Consider the following 20,496-nt stretch of genomic DNA (forward strand, 5'->3'; position numbering starts at 1 on the left):
TAAAAGTGCCGCAGAATTTTTCCTGGGCGCGACCCCGCGTCTTCTTAGACAAGACGGACAGACAAACATGGCAAAGCAAGTGAAAAAGGTCGTTCTCGCCTATTCCGGCGGTCTCGACACATCGATCATTCTCAAGTGGCTGCAGACCGAACTCGGTGCCGAAGTCGTCACCTTCACCGCCGATCTCGGCCAGGGCGAAGAACTTGAGCCGGCCCGCAAGAAGGCCGAGTTGATGGGCATCAAGGATATCTATATCCGCGATGTGCGCGAAGAGTTCGTCAAGGACTTCGTCTTCCCGATGTTCCGCGCCAACGCCGTCTATGAGGGCGTCTACCTGCTCGGGACCTCGATCGCCCGTCCGCTGATTTCCAAGCACCTGATCGACATCGCCCGCGAAACCGGCGCCGATGCGATTGCGCATGGCGCCACCGGCAAGGGCAACGACCAGGTCCGTTTCGAGCTTTCGGCTTACGCGCTGAACCCCGACATCAAGATCATCGCCCCCTGGCGCGACTGGTCGTTCAAGAGCCGTACCGACCTGCTCGCCTTCGCCGAGCAGCACCAGATTCCGGTTGCCAAGGACAAGATGGGCGAAGCGCCGTTCTCGGTCGACGCCAACCTTCTGCACTCGTCGTCCGAGGGCAAGGTTCTCGAAGATCCGGCTGTCGAAGCCCCGAACTACGTCTACATGCGCACCATCTCGCCGGAAGAAGCTCCGGATGTGGCGACCACTGTCAAGATCGGCTTCCGCAAGGGTGACGCCGTTTCGATCGACGGCAAGGAGATGAGCCCGGCCTCGATCCTGACGGCGCTGAACGCACTCGGCCGGGACAACGGCATCGGCCGTCTTGATCTCGTCGAGAACCGCTTCGTCGGCATGAAGTCGCGCGGCGTCTACGAGACCCCCGGCGGCACGATTCTGTTGACCGCCCACCGCGCCATCGAATCGATCACGCTCGACCGGGGTGCGGCCCACCTCAAGGACGACATCATGCCGCGCTACGCGGAGCTGATCTATTACGGCTTCTGGTTCTCGCCGGAGCGCGAAATGCTGCAGGCATTGATCGACAAGAGCCAGGAGCATGTCGAAGGCGAAGTGACGCTGAAGCTCTATAAGGGCAATGTCATGGTCACCGGACGCGAAAGCGAAAAGTCGCTCTACTCCGACAAGCTGGTGACCTTCGAGGACGACCAGGGCGCCTACGACCAGAAGGACGCCGCCGGCTTCATCAAGCTCAACGCACTGCGCCTGCGCACGCTGGCCGCCCGCAACCGCGACAAGTAAAAGCTGCCTGAGCCTCGCTTCGAAAGCCCGTTTCCGCAAGGAGGCGGGCTTTTTCGTCTATTCGCCTGGAGCTTTGGCGACATCCAGCACCAGACGGCGCGTCAGGGAAGCAAACCGGATGTAGCTCAAGACTGAGATGAACAGCATCGTCGGGATGATCAGGCCGAAGGCGATGAAGGGCGTGCCGAGAAGCGCTGCCGCCAGACCGCCGAGAAAGCCGCCGGCCATCTGGATGAAGCCCATCATCGCCGATGCGGAACCGGCGATGTGCGGGAAGGATTGCAGCGCCGCCGTCGTCATATGCGGTGTCAGGACGGCGATGCCGAAGCTGGAAAAGGCGACCGGCAGCATCACCGAAAGATAGGTCGGCTCGACGAAAAGGACGGACAGCGCAATCAGCACCCCACCGATGGCGCAAAGGGCAAGCCCGACGCGAACGGAGCCTTCGCCGCCGAGTTTTGCCGCCGTCAGCCTGAGACAGACCGAGCCCGAAAAATAGGAACCGCTCTGCATCAGCATGCCGAGCCCGAAGGCGGTTGGTGTCATGCCGACCTTGTCGATCAGGATGAAGGACAGCATGGTGGATTGTGCATAGAGAGCGCCGACGGAACCACCGAGAACGATGGCGGCGGCAACGAACCGCGGATCGCAGATGAGTTCGCCATAGGCGGCAAGAAGCGGACCCGGCCGGGCGCGGCGGCGGTCCGGCGTCGCGGTCTCACGCATGAAAACGAGAACGGCGAAGATGGCGATTAGTCCGAACCCGACCAGCAGGAAAAAGATCGCCTGCCATCCGAAGGCCGCGAGCGCCAGCCCGCCGAGCGTCGGCGCCATGGCCGGGCCGATGGCCAGCATGATGCCGATCAGGTTCATGATGCGCGACGCTTCGGCACCGGTGAACTGATCGCGAACGATGGCGCGCGCGACGGTAATGCCGACGGACGCGCCGATCCCCTGGATCAGCCGTCCGGCGAGCAGCCATTCGACCGATGGCGCAAGGGCGCAGATAAGACTGCCGAGGAGATTGATGCCGACGAAGGCGAGCGTCGCCTTCTTGCGGCCGAATGCATCGGACATCGGCCCTGCGATGAGCTGTGCAATGGAAAAGCCACCGAAATAGACCGACAGCGTCAGCTTGATCATCGATTCGGTGGTGGCAAATGCCTGTACCAGTTCCGGCATGGCCGGCGTATAAATCGACATCGAGATCGGCCCGAGGGTCGCCAGCAGTGCACCGAGCATGCTGGTGCGGCGTTCGCTCATGCGCAAGCTCATTCGGCGACACTCTTCCTGTCGGGGGAAACGCAGCGATCCAGCTGATGAAGATTTTCGCGCAAACCCTTGAGGCTCGCCCGCAACGCCTCGCGGCCGTCGGCATCGAGGCCGAGCGTCACCTGGTCCATCAGTTCGCGCACCTGTTTCCGAAGATCGAGAAGGAGCGGATCGGCCTTGTCGGTCACGACCACATTCTTTGCCCGGCGGTCGCAGGGATCGGGAACCCGTTCCACAAGCCCAAGTCCCTCGAGACGATCGAGATAGGTGGACAGCGTCATCGGCTCGATGCCCATTTTCACGGCGATGTCCGCTTGCTTGATTCCTTCGGTGGCAGCGACCTGGATCAGCGCCCGGGCTTCGCCCGGGGTCACTCCCAGGCCGGAAGCGCTGATGCGGCGGTCGAAAGCGCCTCGCAGCAGCCGCGACACATCGGTCAGCAGCATGCCGATCGTATCGGTTTCAAGTCTGATGGGCATGAGAACTCACGGCGCCGTTTATCGTAAGCTTTACTTAGCACCCTGCGTCTAACGCGACAAGTTTGGCTGACCGTCAACCAAAAGAACATCTAATAAACTGATCACGAAAATATCACATGCAAGCACACGCGATGACAACGCCGTGCATCGCGGACGCGTGAATTGAACGTGTTCGCGCGGCAGGTGCAGAGTTCGTCCCGGGGGCAATCACGCTCCCTGTTCACTGGGAGACAGAAAATGTTCAAGACAATTCTTGCCGCCACGGCTCTGGTTTCCGTTCTGTCGGCTCCGGCCTTTGCCGCCGGCATGATGGCCTGCGACGACGCTTCGATCATGAAGACCGAGGCAATGGCAAAAGGCATGACCGATCCGATGAAGAAGGACGCCATGATGATGGCGATGCAGGAAGTCGACAGCGCCAAGATGGCGATGAAGGACGGCAAGACCGACGACTGCGCCATGCATCTCGACAATGCCATAAAGGCGACCGAAGCGAAGTAACCTCGACACCCCGCGCGACAGGGCTTTAACTGGCCCTGTCCGCATCTTGACGGAATCACCTGCGCAAGGTCGAATGGCTCTTTACGCGCAAGGAGTTCCCATGACGCAGACCCTGCTTTTTGGCGCCTTTCTGGCTGCCCTCCTCTACGTCCTCATTCCGGGGCCTGCCTTTCTTGCCCTTCTCGGTATCGGCGCCGGCCAGGGTCGCAAGGCAGGCGCGCTGTTCATGGGCGGGCATCTGGCCGGCGACCTGCTCTGGTCAACTTTGGCTCTGGTCGCGATCGTCGGGGCAAAGACGATCGGCAGCACGGTCTTCGATATTCTCGGCCTTCTCTGCGGCTTCTATCTCGCCTGGATCGGCTGGACGGCGCTGCGGGCAAAGCCGCGCGGCGAAAACCAGCCCCTGTTGAGCGTCGAGCGGCCGTATCGCCGTGGCCTGATCTTCGGCCTGACCAATCCAAAGGGCTACCCGGTGGCGCTGGCAACGTTCACTGCGCTTCTCGCCGGCTCGTCGAATGCGCTGGATTTCCATGCCCTGCCGGCATTGCTGGCCGTCTCCTTCCTCGGGTTCCTCGCCGCAGACGTCATTCTCATCGGCATCATCGGCGCCTCCGTGGTGCGGCGTTTCTACCGCAAGCACGAACTCGCTATCGTCCGGCTTTCCGGCGTGCTGTTCATGGGTTTTGCCGTTCAGGCGATCTGGCATGCTGCGCCGGGCTTGCTGGGTATGAGAAAGCCTTGACGCAAGGTCCGCAAACGCCCACCTGACAATCTTGATATCTCCACAATCGCTGCCGACAACGGGAGGCAGCACCCGCGCTCTGCGGGACTGATCGGAATGCGAAAGGACTGCCTCATGACGTCGAGCCCCGCTCTGAACCCAGCCGTTACAAACTGGAACGGCCCGGATGGGTTGCCCCGCTTCGAGGCGGTCAGCGACGGCGACTTTGCGGCGTCCTTCGAGGCCGCCCTTGCCGAGCACGAGGCGGAGATCGAGACGATCGCCAACAATCCTGCGGCACCGACCTTCCAGAATACCGTCGTCGCACTGGAGATCGCCGGCGATACACTGTCGCGCGTCTCCTCGCTGTTCTGGAACCGTGCCGGCGCCCATACCAACGACGTCATCCAGGCCCTGGAACGCGACATCGCCCCAAAGATGTCGCGGCACTATTCGAAGATCGGCATGAACGCGGAACTGTTCGCCCGCATTGACGCCCTGTGGGAAGGACGCGAAAAGCTCGGGCTTGATCTGGAGCAAACCCGCGTGCTGGAGCGGCACTGGAAGGGCTTCGTCAAATCCGGGGCGAAGCTGCCAAAGGCCGAGCAGGAGCGACTGGCTGCGATCAACGAAACGCTCGCAAGCCTCGGTGCCCAGTTCGGCCAGAACGTGCTGGCCGACGAAAAGAGCTGGGCGCTTATCCTCGACAAGGAAGACGATCTTGCAGGCCTGCCGCAGTTCCTGAAGGATTCCATGGCGTCCGCCGCCCGCGACCGCGGCGAGGCCGGCAAATATGCCGTCACCCTGTCGCGTTCGATCATCGAGCCGTTTCTGACCTTCTCCGAAAATCGCGACCTGCGCGAACAGGCCTTCAAGGCCTGGGTTGCCCGTGGTGCAAACGGCGGCGAAACGGACAACCGCGACACGATCCGCCAGACGCTGGCACTGCGCGCCGAAAAGGCAAAGCTGCTCGGCTACGAAAACTACGCCGCGCTGAAGCTTGACAATACCATGGCGAAGACGCCGGAAGCGGTGAACGGGCTCTTGACCCAGGTCTGGGAAAAAGCCGTCGTTCGGGCGCGGGAGGAAGAGGCCGATCTCGCCAGGCTGATTGCCGCCGAGGGCCGAAACCATCCGGTCATGCCCTGGGACTGGCGCCACTACGCCGAAAAGCTGCGCGCGCAGAAATTCAATTTTTCCGAAAGCGAGCTGAAACCCTACCTGCAACTCGAAAAGATCATCGACGCCTGCTTCGATGTCGCGCATCGCCTGTTCGGCATCACGGCGACCGAAAAGAAGGGTGTTGCCGGCTATCATCCGGACGTGCGCGTCTTCGATATCCGCGATAGCAACGGAAAGCTGGTTGCGCTTTTCCTCGGTGACTATTTCGCCCGCGCCTCAAAGCGCTCCGGCGCCTGGATGAGCGCGTTCCAGTCGCAGCACCGGCTGCCGCTGAAGAACGGCACGGTCGGCGAATTGCCGATCATCTACAATGTCTGCAATTTCGCCAAGCAGGCAGAGGGGAAACCGGCTCTGCTCTCGCTCGACGACGCCCGCACCCTGTTCCACGAATTCGGCCACGCGCTGCATGGCATGCTGTCCGATGTCACCTATCCATCGGTCTCCGGCACCAGTGTCTCGCGCGACTTCGTCGAACTGCCGTCGCAGCTCTACGAACATTGGCTGACGGTGCCTGCGATCCTGAAGAAATACGCCGTACACGAGGCAACCGGCGAGCCGATGCCGCAGGCGCTGCTCGACAAGGTGCTGGCCGCCCGCACGTTCAATTCCGGTTTCAATACCGTCGAATTCACATCCTCCGCGCTGGTGGACATGGCATTCCACACACGCGGCGCAGTGAACGACCCGATGGCGGTGCAGGCTGAGGTCCTGACGAAAATCGGCATGCCGGCCTCGATCGTCATGCGCCACGCGACCCCGCACTTCCAGCACGTGTTCTCGGGTGATGGCTATTCGGCCGGATACTATTCCTACATGTGGTCGGAAGTGCTTGATGCCGACGCCTTCGCCGCCTTCGAGGAAACCGGTGACGCCTTCAATCCGACGACGGCGAAAAAGCTGAAGGACAATATCTATTCCGTCGGCGGCTCGATCGATCCGGAAGACGCCTACAAGGCCTTCCGCGGCAAGCTGCCAAGCCCCAATGCAATGCTGGCCAAGAAGGGGCTGGCGATCACGGAGGAACTGGCTGGATCGGACGCCTGATTTACGCGTCGTTGAGCTTGTCAGCGAGACCGATGAGATCCTCGTGTAGCCGCACGGGGATATCCATCCGGTCATGCAAGATGGCCATGACGCCGATCTTGCCGCTCGGGAGTTCCCGAAAGAACAGATAGTGGCGTTCGCAGCGGCTGAAGAAGGCCTGGACTTTCAGATCGGCTGGAACCGCAAGATTGCCCGGCAACCTGCGCCAGAGAGCTTTGGTAGCCGACAGCTTTTGCAGATGCGCGTGAAGGCCGGTGATATAGGTGACAGCCTGCGCTTCGCCCCACTGATCGACAGTCTCTTTCCAGATGCGATCCTGCGCGGCATCTGCCGGCGGATAGAACAGATAGCCGGTCATCCTATCGGCTTGTGTTACGGCGAATGACGTCTTCGGCGGAGAGAGCGACAAACTCGCTCTCGTCAGCCCTCAGGCCAGGTTCCAGTTTCTTCTGAAGCCATTCCCAGGCTTCCGTCCGGCTGTGAAGGTCACGGCGGATCAGAGCGCGGATATATTCGCTGGCATTCTCATAGAGGCCGTCCCGGCCGATCTGTTGCTGGACATGGTCCTGCAACGGGCCTGTGACCCGGACATGAATGCTTTCCGACGCCATGCTGATCTCCTCATCACAGCTACAAAATGAGCCGTGTGATGAATATTGTCAATAAACAGCACAAAGGAGTAGCGAGTCACGGAACTGTCGCCAAACCGTTGGAATAGATTCATCCAACTGTAAACGAACTGACATCCGCTTCGCCAAAGGTCCGCCTCGGGAATCACATCGTTCCCGAGATGGTACCGGAGGCAGATTTGGCCGATATTCAGGATACGTTGACCCGCCGCTCCTTTCTGCTGTCGGCAGGTGCCGCCGGCTTTGCGGCCACATCCGTTCTTGCCACGCCGTTTTACGCCCGAAGCTTCGGCCGCCCCTCCTTCACGCATGGCGTCCAATCCGGTGACGTCGACACCAAATCCGGGATGATCTGGACCCGCGCCGACCGCCCGTCGCGCATCGCGATCGAATATTCGACGACCGAGAGCTTTTCGTCGCCTGTCCGGCTACCCTCGATCGATGCCCTGCCCGGCAGCGATTTCACGGTGAAATGCGCGCTGGATCACCTGCTGCCCGACCAGGACATCTTCTATCGCTTCACCGCCACCGATCTCTACGACAGCAACAGCGTCTCCGAACCCATCATTGGCCGGTTCCGTACAGCACCTTTGCGCCGGCGCTCGGTGCGCTTCGTCTGGTCGGGGGATACCGCCGGTCAAGGTTGGGGCATCGACGATGTCGGCATGAAGACATATTCAACCATGCAACTGCACGAGCCGGACTTCTTCATCCACTCCGGCGATACGATCTATGCCGACAACCCGATCCCCGACGAGATCACGCTCAGGGATGGAACGATCTGGAAGAACCGCATCGTTACGCCGGAAAAGCGCGAGGTGGCGCGAACGCTCGACGAATATCGCGGTCAGTGGAAATACAATCTGCTGGACGATCATGTCCGTGCGCTGAACGCCACGTGTCCGACCTTCTACCAGTGGGACGACCATGAGGTCCTGAACAACTGGTCGGCCTCCACCGACCTCAGCGACGATCCGCGCTATCCGGAGAAGGACGTCTCGGTCTATGCGGCGCGCGCCATGCGGGCCTTTCAGGAGATGACGCCGATCCGCGCCATTGCCGCCCAGCCCGGCCGTATTTTCCGCAAGATACCCTATGGCCGGCTGCTCGATGTCTTCTTCGTCGATCTGCGATCCTATCGCGATGCCAACCAGGGTGGCGGCGACGAACTGTTCGGATGGCGGCAGGCGGACTGGCTGAAACGCGAACTGGCAGCCTCCAAGGCCACCTGGAAAGTGATCGCCTGCGACATGCCGATCGGCCTCGTGGTCTGGGATGATTTTGCGCATAAACGCGGCTCCGATGCGATCGCCAACGGTGACAACGGCCAGCCGACCGGCCGCGAAAAGGAATTCGCCGATCTCCTGCGCTTCATCCGCGACAATGCCATTGAAAACATCGTCTGGCTGACGGCCGACGTGCACTATACCGCTGCCCACCACTACGACCCGGCCCGCGCCGCCTTCAAGGACTTCCTGCCGTTCTGGGAGTTCGTCTCCGGCCCCTTGCATTCCGGAACCTATGGCCCGAAGGAGCTGGACATGACCTTCGGCCCGGACGTGCGCTTCATCAAGGCATCCGGCGGTGGCATCGACCAGAACCTGCCGCCGTCGGCCGGCCTGCAGTTCTTCGGCCTCGTCGATATCAACGGCCAGACCGAGCAGATGACCGTTCGCCTGATGGATCGGGACGACCGCGAACTCTGGCAGATCACGCTCGATCCCGCCGGAAATTCGGTATGAGGCGATCAGTGGATTCACCGTCTTGCAAGACTTTGCGGCCTGCCCCCCTTTCGCAAATGCAAAAAAACCTGTATGAGCCGCGCAATTGAAGATGCGGCGTTCATCACATACGCCCCGAAACCTCCGAGTATTCACACATGAAAATGCGCAACATCGCGATCATCGCACACGTTGACCATGGGAAAACCACGCTTGTCGACGAACTTCTGAAGCAGTCGGGTTCTTTCCGCGACAACCAGCGCACGACCGAGCGCATGATGGACAGCAACGACCTCGAAAAAGAGCGCGGCATCACCATTCTGGCCAAGGCCACCTCGATCGAGTGGAAGGGCGTGCGCATCAACATCGTCGATACCCCCGGCCACGCCGACTTCGGCGGTGAAGTCGAGCGTATTCTGTCGATGGTGGATGGCGCGATCGTTCTGGTCGACTCTTCCGAAGGTCCGATGCCGCAGACCAAGTTCGTGGTTTCCAAGGCGCTGAAGGTCGGCCTTCGCCCGATCGTCGCGATCAACAAGATCGACCGTCCGGACGGCCGCCATGAAGAAGTCATCAACGAAGTCTTCGACCTCTTCGCCAATCTCGACGCGACCGACGAACAGCTCGACTTCCCGATCCTCTACGGTTCGGGCCGTAACGGCTGGATGAACGTCAATCCGGAAGGTCCGAAGGAAGAGGGCCTCGCGCCGCTTCTCGACCTCGTTCTCAAGCACGTTCCGGAGCCGAGCGTCGGCGACGAGGACGGCGCGTTCCGCATGATCGGCACGATCCTGGAAGCCAACCCCTTCCTCGGCCGCATCATTACCGGCCGCATCCATTCCGGCTCCATCAAGCCGAACCAGGCCGTCAAGGTTATCGGCCAGGACGGCAAGCTGATCGAAAATGGCCGTATCTCGAAGATTCTCGCCTTCCGCGGCATCGAGCGTACGCCGATCGAAGAAGCCCATGCGGGCGACATCGTCGCCATCGCCGGCCTGTCCAAGGGCACGGTCGCCGATACCTTCTGCGATCCTTCGGTCACCGAGGCGCTGCATGCCCAGCCGATCGACCCGCCGACCGTCACCATGTCCTTCATCGTCAACGACAGCCCGCTTGCCGGCACCGAAGGCGACAAGGTCACCAGCCGTGTCATTCGTGACCGCCTGCTCAAGGAAGCCGAAGGCAACGTCGCGCTGAAGATTGAAGAAGCCGAAGGCAAGGATTCGTTCTACGTCTCCGGCCGTGGCGAATTGCAGCTGGCCGTTCTGATCGAAACCATGCGCCGCGAAGGCTTCGAGCTTGCCGTATCGCGTCCGCGCGTCGTCATGCACAAGGATGAGGCAACCGGCCAGATGCTGGAGCCGGTCGAAGAAGTCGTCATCGACGTCGATGAGGAATATTCCGGCGTCGTCGTCCAGAAGATGTCCGAGCGCAAGGCTGAAATGGCCGAGCTGCGTCCGTCCGGCGGCAACCGCGTTCGCCTGAAGTTCTTCGCACCGACCCGCGGCCTGATCGGCTACCAGTCGGAACTGATGACCGACACGCGCGGCACGGCGATCATGAACCGCCTGTTCCACGAATATCAGCCTTACAAGGGCGATATCGGCGGCCGTGTTCAGGGCGTTCTGCTCTCCAACGATGCCGGCGAATCCGTTGCCTACGCCATGTTCAACCTGGAAGACCGCGGCCCGATGATCATCGATGTCGGCGAGAAGGTCTATGCCGGCATGATCATCGGCATCCACACGCGCGACAACGATCTGGAAGTGAACGTTCTGAAGGGCAAGAAGCTCACCAACATGCGCGCCTCCGGCAAGGACGAAGCCGTCAAGCTGACCCCGCCGATCCGCATGACGCTCGACCGCGCGCTCTCCTGGATCCAGGACGACGAACTGGTCGAAGTGACGCCGAAGAACATCCGCCTGCGCAAGATGTACCTCGACAGCAACGACCGCAAGCGTTTCGAAAAGTCGCGCGGCGCCGCATAAGCGGCCGCTTCGGACGGAATGAAGACAAGGGCGCAGCGGTATCGATCGCTGCGCCTTTTTCGTTTGCGGATCAGGATTTGAGCACACCGCTCTTCTTCGCCGTCCACGTGGCGATATAATCCATCAAGGCGTTGTTCAGGCAATCGGAGGGGGTAAGACCCAGTTCGGCCAGCCGCCCGCGGATGGCGGGCATATCCGCGGGATCGGTGCCGGACTCGATGATGGACGAGACGAAGGCAGCAAAACCGGGCGGCGTCCAGCCGTCCTTGTCGAAGCGTTCCGGATGAATGAAGTCCAGCCCCTGGAAGGGATGCTCCCGCTCCACCGGGCCGTACATGTGCACCCCACAGCCCTTGCAGGCATGGCGCTGGATCAGCGCCGCCTCGTCGACGACCGCGAGCTTGTCGCCGTTTTCAAGCACCGTAATCTTGTCATGCGGGACGACCGCGACGATCGAAAACGTCGCTCCGGCGGGTTTCCAGCATTTTGTGCAGCCGCAGGCATGGTTATGGGCGACGTCGCCATCGACCTTGACCCTCACAGGCCTGTCGGCGCATTCGCAGACCAGGACGCCGCCGGTGAAGCCCGGCGCAGCCTTGGGCATGCCCTTGTCGAGGAATGGATGTAGAGAAACGGAAGCTGGCATTTTCTCCTCCCAGTGCCGGTTATAATATCGCCCTGCCGCGCCGGCAGACCGCGGCAAGACACCTCGGTCGGCAGCATATCACGATGGGGCGAAGAGTCTTCCGGCGTCATGAAAGCGATGGGTGTCGAAACAAAGGCTCGTCAGTCGAGCCTGCGAGAATGTCGCTGCTTATTCCGCCTGCATGAACTCAAGCGGGCCGCCGGCAATATCGTCATCGAACACCGCGCACGACAGCTTGCCGCCGAAGACGCAGGCGCTGTCGACATTCGTTCTGTTGCCGGTGGTGAGAGGATTAGACTTCGAGGCCGTATGCCCGTGGCAGAGGTGCTTGCCCCAATAGTCCGCCGAATGGTGGGTACGCAGCCACAGCAGGTCATGAGGCGTCTGCTTGTCGAGCGGAAACTCCGGAACGACGCCAGCATGGACATAGATGCGATGCCTGTCGACATGCATCAAAGGCAGCCGGTCCGCCCATTCCAGATCCTCCGTCGGCACCCTTCCATCATAGGAGAACTCGGTTTCAAGCCCGCCATTGTCGATCCACCAATTGCGCTCACAGCGCCCGGCATAGGCTCCGGCCATCATGTCCTCATGGTTGCCCTTGAGCGTGATCCAGTGCCAATCCGGTTTCGCCGGCCCGGCGCGCACCAGATCGATCACGCCCTTGCTATCAGGCCCGCGATCGATGTAGTCGCCGAGGAAGACGATCGTGCCCGCACTTCGGCTCGCTTCGATCATCGCCAGAAGCTTTCGCAAAGGCTCCAGGCACCCATGGATGTCGCCAATGGCGAACGTATAACTCATGAGATTCATAGCTCCGGGATGCAGCCTGGCTGCCTAGGCTGCCTTTCGCGCACGCCAGACAACATACGTAACCATAGCTTTGCAAACGAGTACATGACGAAAAAAGCCCCGTCATCGCTGACGGGGCTTTTGGTATGCAAGCGCCGTTTGACCGGTGCTTACGCAGCTTCTTCCTGCGCTTCGTCTTCTTCGACGGCCTTGCCGCGCTTCGGACCCTTGTTCAGGTTGGCTTCGACGAGACGGACAGCTTCCGTTTCCGACATCTTGTTGACGGCTGCGATCTCGCGCGCCATGCGGTCAAGCGCAGCTTCGTAAAGCTGACGTTCGGAATAGGACTGTTCCGGCTGGTTTTCAGCGCGGTAAAGGTCGCGAACGACCTCGGCGATCGAGATCAGGTCACCGGAATTGATCTTGGCATCATATTCCTGCGCACGGCGGGACCACATGGTCCGCTTGACGCGTGCCCTGCCCTGGACGACCTTCAATGCACGTTCGACGAAATCGGTCTCGGACAGCTTGCGCATACCGATGGAGACGGCCTTTGCTACCGGCACCTTGAGACGCATCTTGTCCTTTTCGAAATCGATCACAAACAGTTCGAGCGACATGCCCGCAACCACCTGATCTTCGATTGCAACGATTTGTCCAACGCCATGTGCCGGATAAACGATCGATTCACCGGTCTTGAATCCATGGCGTGTTGAAGATTTTTTCTGCTGGGTCGTCATTCGTTTCAAAAACTCCCTGTTACGCTCCCGGCAGAAAGCCGGGGCCGGGTCAGTCAGGCCCGGGATGGACGGGGGCACCGTCGGGTGACTCCATGCTGATCCGTTCCAACGGTCATCAAATCAATCTTCTGCGGAGCGATCACACACAAGCAACAGACGTTGCGTATTTGGGGTCAGCCGCGCCGTGGGACTCTTTTGCTTTCGTGATGGTTTTCGGGCACACGCAAGTGCCACTATGTGGATCAGTATTTTGACCCTATCATAAAAAACTGCGGAAATCAATAATTTGCTTTACAACGGCCATCAAGGCCAACCAGTCCGTCACGAACATGGTAAAGCCACAATTCCCCAAATTTCGCCATTTTTCGCAGCCGGGAAAACAAACTCGTAACCGGCCGCCCGAAGCCCTGTGGCTCAGTCGCCCTGACCCGGCTTCGGCGAAAAGTATTTCTCGAACTTGCCTTCCTCGCCGTCCATTTCCTTGGCTTCGGGCATCTCGTCACGCTTGACGGTGATGTTGGGCCATTGTGTGGCGAATTCGGCATTGACCTTCAGCCACTTGTCCAGGCCCGGCTCGGTATCCGGGCTGATGGCGCCTGCCGGACATTCCGGCTCGCAGACACCGCAGTCGATACATTCGTCGGGATGGATGACCAGAAAATTTTCACCTTCGTAGAAGCAGTCCACCGGGCACACTTCCACGCAATCGGTATATTTGCAGCGTATGCAATTGTCGGTCACGACATACGTCATGAGGTACTCCAGCAATTTCTTGCGTTTGAAAGCAGACAGTAACCAGAGCGAGGCCCACTTGTCCGCATCCGTTCGGTATGTCAGCCTGCCATCGCCTTCGCGGCGCAACCTGGCTGCTCATTTAACCCGTGAGGTAAAGGCTTTGCAGGGCCTTTGCAAGAGTAATCCATGCGCCAAACCAGCGGTTGGCGGGACAGTTTTCTAATCCTCCTGCCAGCCCGGCCTGAGCCTGTCCACCTCGCGGCGCTCCTTCTTGGTCGGCCGGCCGCTGCCGCGCTCGCGCGTTGCCTGCTCGAAACTGTTTGGCTTTTCTCCGGGAACAACCGCTGGCGTCAGATCTTCGTAGAGAAGGCGCGCTTCCTCGTAAGGGCCACGCCGGACGCCGGGGAGCAGAACCCGCACGGTCACATCGCGGCGATCGAGGGAAACAACAAGGATGTCGCCGGCTTTCAATGCATGCGACGGCTGGGTGATACGGGTATCATTGACCCGGACATCGCCGGACTCGACCGCCTTCTGGGCGATCGAGCGGGATTTTTGCAGCCGCGCGAAGAACAGCCATTTGTCGAGACGCTGGCGGAGAACCGGCAGGGACTGAGGCTGCTTTTGACCCATGGCGCTATTTCTTCATCTGCTCCTTAAGCGCAGCGAGCTTGGCGAAGGGCGAATCCGGATCCAGCGGCTTTTCCTTGCGCGGCGGACGCGCCTCGAACTTGACAGCCTGCGGCTTTCCGCCGCGGTCGTTGCGATCCGGACGATCCTGGCGGTCACCCTTTTCAGGACGCTGGCCACCCTGCGGCTTTCCACCGTCGCGGCCACGATTGCGGTCCGGCCTGCCGCCACCGCCCGGCTTGCGATTATCATCGCGACCTTCGCGACGGCCTTCGCCCTCGCGGCGCGGTTCGCCGCCTTCACGGCGGGCCTCACCCTGCGGTGGACGATTGTTGGCACCGCGGCGGTCGCCCTGCGGACGGCCACCTGCGCGCTGGTTGTCGTTGCGGCTGCCGGGGCGCCAGAGAAGAACCGGCTTGGTTTCGACCGGCTCCGCAGGCTCTGCCGCAGCCTGTTCGGAAACAGTCACCTCGGCGTCTGCAACAGCGGCAACAGCATCTGCTGCCTGTTCCGGCGCCTGCTCGGCAGCCGGAGATGCCTGCTCTGTCGCCTGTTCTTCGCCGGATGCATCCGCATCGTCGTGATCGGCTGTCTCGGCCGATGTGTCGGAAACCGTGGTCTCCGCTGCCGGTGCGGCAGATCCGGCCTGCGTGGCCAGGAACGCAGCAGCCTCTTCAGGCTTCACGGCGTCGGCGCGATAGCCGAGACCCTTGAGGATCTCTTCCATATCGTCCGGCGTCGCGCCAAGGATGGAAAGCATGGCCGTCGTCGCGGTGAAGCGGCGGCCGTCATAGGCGCCGTCCGGACGCGCCGTCGTGCCCGGCTTCCACTGCAGGAGCGGACGGATCAGGTCGGCGAGGCGCTCGAGGATATCGATACGGACGGCACGCTTGCCGAGAAAGCGAAAGCCGGCCAGCTTGTAGAAGGTGCGCTCGAACGTCGGATCGGTGACGACCGAGGTGCGGCCCGCTGCCAGCACCGGGATCAGATCGCCGTAGCCGGGCTTTTCCAGCCCGTCGTTCTTCAGCGCCCAGAGCAACGTGATCAGTTCCGCCGGAGCGGGCTTCAACAGCGCCGGCATGAAGATGTGATAGGCGCCGAAGCGGATGCCGTGGCGGCGGATGGAGGCGCGCGCCTCCTGATCCAGCGACTTGACGTCGTCGGCGACATCGCGGCGAAACATCACGCCGAGATTTTCGACAAGCTGGAAAGCCAGACCCTTGGCAAGACCTTCGAGGTCTTCCGCGCGCGACAGATCGTCGAGCGGCTTGAGCACCGTCGAGATGTGATGATTGACGAAGCGCTCGATACGGGCGAGCACATGCTCGCGGGCATTGCTCTGAAGCTGTTCGTCGGCGAGCAGCAGTACGCGCGGACGCATGACGTGGTCGCTGGCCGACAGCCGCGCCACGGGATCGCCGAGCCAGCGCACCAGGCCGTCGGACGCCAATGCGAGATCCGCATTCCCCGCCGCATGCAGCCTTGCAGCCCGCGCTTCGAATTCGAGTGCCAGCGCCTTTTGCGCAGCACCCTGAGCTGCGCGCGCGTCAAGACCATCGCCCACTGTCGCCAGCGTGAAACGGAACCCGGCCAATTGTCCCACATGATGACCTTCAACGAAGACATCGCCATTTACACTGATTTCAGCTTCCAACATCGCATTCTCTCTCAGGCGCTTCATGAGCACAGATGTCCTGCGATCAACAAAGCGTTTCGTCAACCTTTCATGTAACGCGTCAGACAATCGATCTTCGATTTCCCGCGTCTTTTCTTGCCAGTGTGTCGGATCGGCAAGCCATCCCGGACGGTTGGACACGTAGGTCCATGTCCTGATTTGTGCAATTCTCGCGGACAATGTGTCGATTTCACCATCCGTATGATCCGCGCGGCGAACCTGTTCGGCCATGAAATCTTCGTTCACTGTGCCACGCCGGACGAGATCGGCATAGATCGTCGAAATCAGATCGGCGTGTTGCGCCGGCGTTATACGACGATAGTCGGGAAGCGCACAGGCCTCCCAGAGTTTTTCTACACGCTCCGGTGTGGTCGCGACACTGGTAACTTCCGGATAGCGTGAAAGATAGTCCAAAGCCTGCTGATCGACGGCCGGCAATGCCCGTGTCAGCCCGTTGACGGCAGGGGCTGCATCCAGGCTTTTCTTCAGCGCCTGCAGGGAAGCATAGTTGAGCGACTTCGATCGCCACTGCAGGACGCGGACCGGATCGAACTGATGTGATTCGATGCGGTGAACCAGTTCGTTGTCGAACGGCTCGACCCGCGAGGTGACGCCGAAGGTGCCGTCGCGCAGGTGACGCCCGGCACGTCCGGCGATCTGCGCCAGCTCGCCGGGATTGAGATTGCGGAACTGGTAGCCGTCATATTTCCGGTCCTGCGCGAAGGCGACATGATCGACGTCGAGGTTGAGCCCCATGCCGATCGCGTCCGTCGCCACCAGATATTCGACATCGCCGGCCTGATAAAGCGCGACCTGCGCATTGCGCGTGCGGGGCGACAGGGCGCCAAGGACGACGGCAGCACCGCCCCGCTGGCGGCGGATCAGTTCGGCGATCGCATAGACCTCTTCGGCCGAGAAAGCGACGATCGCGGTTCGCTGCGGCAGGCGGGTGATCTTCTTGGAGCCGGCATAGAGAAGCTGCGACAGGCGAGGACGCTCGACGACGGTAATGCCGGGTAAAAGATGTTCGAGGATCGGCCGCATGGTCGCGGCACCGAGCAGCAGCGTCTCGACGCGGCCGCGCAGGTGCATCAGGCGATCGGTGAAGATATGGCCGCGCTCCAGGTCGCCGGCAAGCTGGACCTCGTCGATCGCCACGAAGGCGGCCTTGGTCTCGCGCGGCATGGCCTCGACGGTGCAGACGGAGAAGCGCGCCATATGTGGCGTGATCTTTTCCTCGCCAGTGATCAGCGCGACATTATGGGCGCCGACCTTTTCGACGACACGGGTATAGACCTCGCGCGCCAAAAGCCGCAGCGGCAGTCCGATGACGCCACTTTCGTGCGCGACCATGCGCTCGATCGCATAATGCGTCTTGCCGGTGTTGGTGGGGCCGAGGACCGCGATCACGCCGCGGCCACTCAAGATCATCGGTTGGTCAGGCACTGTATCGATCCTGCGCACTTTCGGTCTGCGAAGGCCATTCGCGGCGTTTCAAGCCGTTCAACCGGCAGAGCCACACATGCCCACGCGAAAGGGGAAACGCAAGGGCGGGCGAACATGAAACGTACAATTGGCACATCCGACCTGCATATCCACCCCTCCCGGCGGAATCGGAACAGCGGCGGAACGAATCAGCGACGAATCGCTGACTCCTGTGATTCAGGTTTTGTTCACCGCTAGATGTTGATTTCCTGAGCCGGATTCGCACCAGATGCTGAATCTGGTATTCTTGCTCGAAATCTCGTCGAACAATCCTGCAACCCGTTGCATCGGGAATACGAGATTCAGAATCCAAATACCTGATTATTCAGAAAAAATTAACCATTCCCCTTAAGTCGACGGGCTCGTCAGGAATATGAGGGACAGCGTAGGTCAAAGGCAGAACGAATCGGCGACGAATCGCGATGTCGCCGCTTTCCCTGTTTGTTCTCCACTATATATGGTAGGAAAAACGGAAATCGCCCCATAGGAATGAGCGGCCTTTCGCCAGATTCGGATCTGGGTCGATGCGGAAAATTTACCCTTGCAAAGCCGCTGCAAAACCTTCCGGGACGAACGACCCGAACCTTGGGAAGGTCAAGCCGCAGACGAGGGCGTGGGCAGACACGACGAGTGTGCAGCCAACAGCGGTTTTAAACCAATTTTTTGCACCCCCATTAACATTTCAATCAAAGCGGGAACGAATCGGAGACGAATCGCAGACATAGTGAGTTTCACTGTTTGTTCACCGCGACATATTGTGTAAAATCAAATTGTTAACCATAGGAAACAGTGGATAAACCCGAATCGGACGCGACAGGAAGACCGGCGCGTTAACCTTCTCCGAAATGCAAAACGGCGCCCGCAAAGGCGCCGCTGGCAATGCGGATGATCGGACTGATCAGACGAAGAACTGACCGCCATTCGCCGAGATCGTCGATCCCGTGATGAAGCCGGCGTCGTCGGACGCCAGGAACACCGCGATACGGGCGATTTCGTCGGGTTCGCCGAGACGGCCGACCGGGATCTGCGGAATGATGCGTTCGGTCAGCACCTTCTCCGGGATCGCCCGAACCATCTCCGTACCGATATAACCGGGGCAGATGGCGTTGACGGTGATGCCCTTGGCGGCCCCTTCCTGGGCGAGTGCCTTGGTAAAGCCGAGGTCCCCCGCCTTGGAGGCAGAATAGTTGACCTGGCCCATCTGGCCCTTCTGACCGTTGATCGAGGAAATATTGATCACCCGGCCGAAGTTGCGGTCGCGCATGCCGGTCCAGATGGGATGGGTCATGTTGAACAGGCCGGAAAGGTTGGTGTCGATGACGGCCTTCCAATTCTCCGGCGTCATCTTGTGGAACATGGCGTCGCGGGTGATGCCAGCATTGTTGACCAGCACTTCCACCGGGCCCAGATCATCCACGACCCGGGAAATCCCCTTGGTGCATTCGGCGTAATCCGAAACATCCCATTTGTAGGTCGGAATGCCGGTGGCTTCGGTGAAGGCCTGCGCCTTCTCGTCATTACCGGCATAATTTGCCGCGACCTTGTATCCCGCCGCTTTCAACGCGATAGATATCGCCGCGCCGATGCCGCGTGACCCGCCGGTGACCAATGCTACCCTGCTCATCCGTCTCTCCCCTGTTTACCATTCTTGTTTCGATGCCTGCGCCGGAAGCGCAACGCCGTTCTTCCGGCTCTTGCCGTGAAGTCTGCTCCGGCCGACCGGGCCGGAGCGATTGACTAGCGGGTGGTTGTCACAACCGTTCGACACACATGGCGACACCCATGCCGCCGCCGATGCAAAGGGTCGCAAGGCCCTTGGAAACGCCGCGGCGCTTCATTTCGAACAGCAGCGTATTCAGCACACGGGCGCCGGAGGCACCGATCGGATGGCCGATGGCGATGGCGCCGCCATTGACGTTGACGATTGAGGTATCCCAGCCGAGATCCTTGTTGACGGCGCACGCCTGCGCCGCGAAGGCCTCATTGGCTTCAACGAGCTCGACATCGCCGACAGACCAGCCGGCCTTTTCCAGCGCCTTGCGCGAGGCAGGAATAGGTCCTGTGCCCATGATCTGCGGATCGACGCCGGCCGTCGCCCAGGAGACGATACGCGCCAGCGGCTGGATGCCACGGCGCCCGGCTTCAGCTTCTGTCATCAGCAGCGTTGCGGCGGCGCCGTCATTGAGCCCGGAAGCGTTGGCGGCGGTGACCGTGCCTTCCTTGTCGAAGGCAGGACGCAGCTTCGTCATCGATTCCAGTGTCGCGCCATGGCGGATATACTCGTCCTGATCGACAGTGACGTCGCCCTTGCGGCCCTTGACGATGAAGGGGATGATTTCGTCGGCGAAGCGGCCTGCCTTCTGGGCGGCCTCCGCCTTGTTCTGCGAACCGAGTGCGAACACGTCCTGGTCCTCGCGCGTCAGCTGCCACTTCTTGGCGACGTTTTCCGCCGTCGTACCCATGTGATAGCCGTAGAAGGCGTCGGTCAGGCCGTCCTTGATCATGGTATCGACCATCTTCAAGTCGCCCATCTTCACGCCGCCGCGCAGATGCGCGCAGTGCGGCGCCATCGACATCGATTCCATGCCGCCGGCAACGATGATCTTCGCATCACCGGTTGCAATCTGCTGCATGCCGAGCGCGACCGCACGCAGGCCGGAGCCGCAAAGCTGATTCATGCCCCAGGCGGTGGCTTCCTGCGGAATGCCGGCCTTCATTGCCGCCTGGCGAGCCGGGTTCTGGCCTTCGCCTGCAGACAGCACCTGGCCGAGGATCACCTCATCGACTTCGGCGGCGTCGACACCGGCGCGCTCCAGCACGCCTTTGATGACGGCCGCACCAAGTTCATGGGCAAGGGTATTGGCGAAGGAGCCGTTGAACGACCCAACTGCGGTACGGCCCGCGCTGGCGATGACGATGGAGGGAGTGCTCATCAGATGTTTCCTCGTTCTTCTTTTTCGCAATTACTAAA

18 protein-coding genes are annotated in these 20,496 nt (G+C 60.7%); 6 read left to right on the forward strand and 12 right to left on the reverse strand.

Features of this window, described 5'->3' with window-relative positions; genetic code table 11:
- Positions 1–67 precede the first annotated feature (67 nt).
- The gene (locus J2Z75_RS10135) at positions 68–1,285 is read left to right on the forward strand and encodes an argininosuccinate synthase (protein ID WP_209851410.1); all 1,218 of its coding nucleotides are present in this window, start codon (positions 68–70) and stop codon (positions 1,283–1,285) included.
- 57 nt (positions 1,286–1,342) lie between these two features.
- Here the strand turns inward: J2Z75_RS10135 and J2Z75_RS10140 are convergent, their stop codons facing one another.
- Positions 1,343–2,548 carry a multidrug effflux MFS transporter gene (locus J2Z75_RS10140; protein WP_234937267.1) on the reverse strand — a complete coding sequence of 402 codons (1,206 nt, stop codon included), beginning with the start codon at positions 2,546–2,548 and terminating at the stop codon, positions 1,343–1,345.
- Positions 2,549–2,556: 8 nt separating this feature from the next.
- Positions 2,557–3,036 carry a MarR family winged helix-turn-helix transcriptional regulator gene (locus J2Z75_RS10145; protein ID WP_209851412.1) on the reverse strand — a complete coding sequence of 160 codons (480 nt, stop codon included), beginning with the start codon at positions 3,034–3,036 and terminating at the stop codon, positions 2,557–2,559.
- 237 nt (positions 3,037–3,273) lie between these two features.
- Here J2Z75_RS10145 and J2Z75_RS10150 point away from each other — a divergent pair, with 237 nt between their 5' ends.
- The 3 genes from J2Z75_RS10150 (at position 3,274) to J2Z75_RS10160 (ending at position 6,484) form a co-directional block, all read left to right on the forward strand.
- On the forward strand, positions 3,274–3,537 hold the full coding sequence (locus tag J2Z75_RS10150) for a hypothetical protein (protein ID WP_209851414.1): 264 nt from the start codon (positions 3,274–3,276) through the stop codon (positions 3,535–3,537).
- Between the two features lie 100 nt (positions 3,538–3,637).
- The gene (locus tag J2Z75_RS10155; RefSeq protein ID WP_209851416.1) at positions 3,638–4,279 is read left to right on the forward strand and encodes a LysE family translocator; all 642 of its coding nucleotides are present in this window, start codon (positions 3,638–3,640) and stop codon (positions 4,277–4,279) included.
- A 114-nt stretch (positions 4,280–4,393) separates the two neighbouring features.
- The gene (locus J2Z75_RS10160) at positions 4,394–6,484 is read left to right on the forward strand and encodes a M3 family metallopeptidase (RefSeq protein WP_209851418.1); all 2,091 of its coding nucleotides are present in this window, start codon (positions 4,394–4,396) and stop codon (positions 6,482–6,484) included.
- A 1-nt stretch (position 6,485) separates the two neighbouring features.
- Here J2Z75_RS10160 and J2Z75_RS10165 read toward each other — a convergent pair whose 3' ends face one another.
- A complete protein-coding gene (locus tag J2Z75_RS10165) occupies positions 6,486–6,842 on the reverse strand; it encodes a type II toxin-antitoxin system RelE/ParE family toxin (RefSeq protein ID WP_209851420.1) in 357 nt (118 codons plus the stop codon).
- Between the two features lies 1 nt (position 6,843).
- On the reverse strand, positions 6,844–7,095 hold the full coding sequence (locus J2Z75_RS10170) for a ribbon-helix-helix domain-containing protein (RefSeq protein ID WP_209851422.1): 252 nt from the start codon (positions 7,093–7,095) through the stop codon (positions 6,844–6,846).
- Positions 7,096–7,292: 197 nt separating this feature from the next.
- Between J2Z75_RS10170 and J2Z75_RS10175 the strand changes: the two genes are divergently transcribed.
- Both J2Z75_RS10175 and typA read left to right on the forward strand, forming a co-directional pair.
- Entirely contained in the window at positions 7,293–8,855 is a 1,563-nt protein-coding gene (locus J2Z75_RS10175) for an alkaline phosphatase D family protein (protein ID WP_209851425.1), read from the forward strand.
- 137 nt (positions 8,856–8,992) lie between these two features.
- Positions 8,993–10,822, forward strand: a complete 1,830-nt coding sequence (gene typA / locus J2Z75_RS10180) for a translational GTPase TypA (protein ID WP_037162836.1) — start codon at positions 8,993–8,995, stop codon at positions 10,820–10,822.
- A 70-nt stretch (positions 10,823–10,892) separates the two neighbouring features.
- Here typA and gfa read toward each other — a convergent pair whose 3' ends face one another.
- From gfa to J2Z75_RS10220, 8 genes are all read right to left on the reverse strand, one after another.
- On the reverse strand, positions 10,893–11,468 hold the full coding sequence (gene gfa / locus J2Z75_RS10185; protein WP_209851427.1) for an S-(hydroxymethyl)glutathione synthase: 576 nt from the start codon (positions 11,466–11,468) through the stop codon (positions 10,893–10,895).
- 168 nt (positions 11,469–11,636) lie between these two features.
- Positions 11,637–12,272, reverse strand: coding sequence for a metallophosphoesterase family protein (locus J2Z75_RS10190; protein ID WP_209851429.1), 636 nt, complete (start codon positions 12,270–12,272; stop codon positions 11,637–11,639).
- Between the two features lie 158 nt (positions 12,273–12,430).
- Positions 12,431–13,000, reverse strand: a complete 570-nt coding sequence (locus J2Z75_RS10195; protein ID WP_209851432.1) for a CarD family transcriptional regulator — start codon at positions 12,998–13,000, stop codon at positions 12,431–12,433.
- A 414-nt stretch (positions 13,001–13,414) separates the two neighbouring features.
- Positions 13,415–13,753: a ferredoxin FdxA gene (gene fdxA / locus J2Z75_RS10200; RefSeq protein WP_209852206.1), complete on the reverse strand. Its 339-nt coding sequence runs from the start codon at positions 13,751–13,753 to the stop codon at positions 13,415–13,417.
- A gap of 201 nt (positions 13,754–13,954) precedes the next feature.
- Positions 13,955–14,368, reverse strand: coding sequence for an RNA-binding S4 domain-containing protein (locus J2Z75_RS10205; protein WP_209851435.1), 414 nt, complete (start codon positions 14,366–14,368; stop codon positions 13,955–13,957).
- A gap of 4 nt (positions 14,369–14,372) precedes the next feature.
- Positions 14,373–17,471, reverse strand: a complete 3,099-nt coding sequence (locus tag J2Z75_RS10210; protein WP_209852208.1) for a helicase-related protein — start codon at positions 17,469–17,471, stop codon at positions 14,373–14,375.
- A 952-nt stretch (positions 17,472–18,423) separates the two neighbouring features.
- Positions 18,424–19,149, reverse strand: coding sequence for an acetoacetyl-CoA reductase (phbB, locus tag J2Z75_RS10215; RefSeq protein WP_209851438.1), 726 nt, complete (start codon positions 19,147–19,149; stop codon positions 18,424–18,426).
- A gap of 127 nt (positions 19,150–19,276) precedes the next feature.
- Positions 19,277–20,458, reverse strand: a complete 1,182-nt coding sequence (locus J2Z75_RS10220) for an acetyl-CoA C-acetyltransferase (protein ID WP_209851442.1) — start codon at positions 20,456–20,458, stop codon at positions 19,277–19,279.
- Positions 20,459–20,496 lie beyond the last annotated feature (38 nt).

The sequence above is a fragment of the Rhizobium herbae genome, assembly GCF_017873135.1.
Classification (GTDB): domain Bacteria; phylum Pseudomonadota; class Alphaproteobacteria; order Rhizobiales; family Rhizobiaceae; genus Pararhizobium; species Pararhizobium herbae.

Excerpts from the sequence above, each read along its gene's own strand:
- J2Z75_RS10135 (WP_209851410.1), top strand. The coding sequence starts at position 68 with ATGGCAAAGCAAGTGAAAAAGGTCGTTCTCGCCTATTCCGGCGGTCTC.
- J2Z75_RS10140 (WP_234937267.1), bottom strand. The coding sequence starts at position 2,548 with ATGAGCGAACGCCGCACCAGCATGCTCGGTGCACTGCTGGCGACCCTC.
- J2Z75_RS10145 (WP_209851412.1), bottom strand. The coding sequence starts at position 3,036 with ATGCCCATCAGACTTGAAACCGATACGATCGGCATGCTGCTGACCGAT.
- J2Z75_RS10150 (WP_209851414.1), top strand. The coding sequence starts at position 3,274 with ATGTTCAAGACAATTCTTGCCGCCACGGCTCTGGTTTCCGTTCTGTCG.
- J2Z75_RS10155 (WP_209851416.1), top strand. The coding sequence starts at position 3,638 with ATGACGCAGACCCTGCTTTTTGGCGCCTTTCTGGCTGCCCTCCTCTAC.
- J2Z75_RS10160 (WP_209851418.1), top strand. The coding sequence starts at position 4,394 with ATGACGTCGAGCCCCGCTCTGAACCCAGCCGTTACAAACTGGAACGGC.
- J2Z75_RS10165 (WP_209851420.1), bottom strand. The coding sequence starts at position 6,842 with ATGACCGGCTATCTGTTCTATCCGCCGGCAGATGCCGCGCAGGATCGC.
- J2Z75_RS10170 (WP_209851422.1), bottom strand. The coding sequence starts at position 7,095 with ATGGCGTCGGAAAGCATTCATGTCCGGGTCACAGGCCCGTTGCAGGAC.
- typA (WP_037162836.1), top strand. The coding sequence starts at position 8,993 with ATGAAAATGCGCAACATCGCGATCATCGCACACGTTGACCATGGGAAA.
- gfa (WP_209851427.1), bottom strand. The coding sequence starts at position 11,468 with ATGCCAGCTTCCGTTTCTCTACATCCATTCCTCGACAAGGGCATGCCC.
- J2Z75_RS10190 (WP_209851429.1), bottom strand. The coding sequence starts at position 12,272 with ATGAGTTATACGTTCGCCATTGGCGACATCCATGGGTGCCTGGAGCCT.
- J2Z75_RS10195 (WP_209851432.1), bottom strand. The coding sequence starts at position 13,000 with ATGACGACCCAGCAGAAAAAATCTTCAACACGCCATGGATTCAAGACC.
- fdxA (WP_209852206.1), bottom strand. The coding sequence starts at position 13,753 with ATGACGTATGTCGTGACCGACAATTGCATACGCTGCAAATATACCGAT.
- J2Z75_RS10205 (WP_209851435.1), bottom strand. The coding sequence starts at position 14,368 with ATGGGTCAAAAGCAGCCTCAGTCCCTGCCGGTTCTCCGCCAGCGTCTC.
- J2Z75_RS10210 (WP_209852208.1), bottom strand. The coding sequence starts at position 17,471 with ATGATCTTGAGTGGCCGCGGCGTGATCGCGGTCCTCGGCCCCACCAAC.
- phbB (WP_209851438.1), bottom strand. The coding sequence starts at position 19,149 with ATGAGCAGGGTAGCATTGGTCACCGGCGGGTCACGCGGCATCGGCGCG.
- J2Z75_RS10220 (WP_209851442.1), bottom strand. The coding sequence starts at position 20,458 with ATGAGCACTCCCTCCATCGTCATCGCCAGCGCGGGCCGTACCGCAGTT.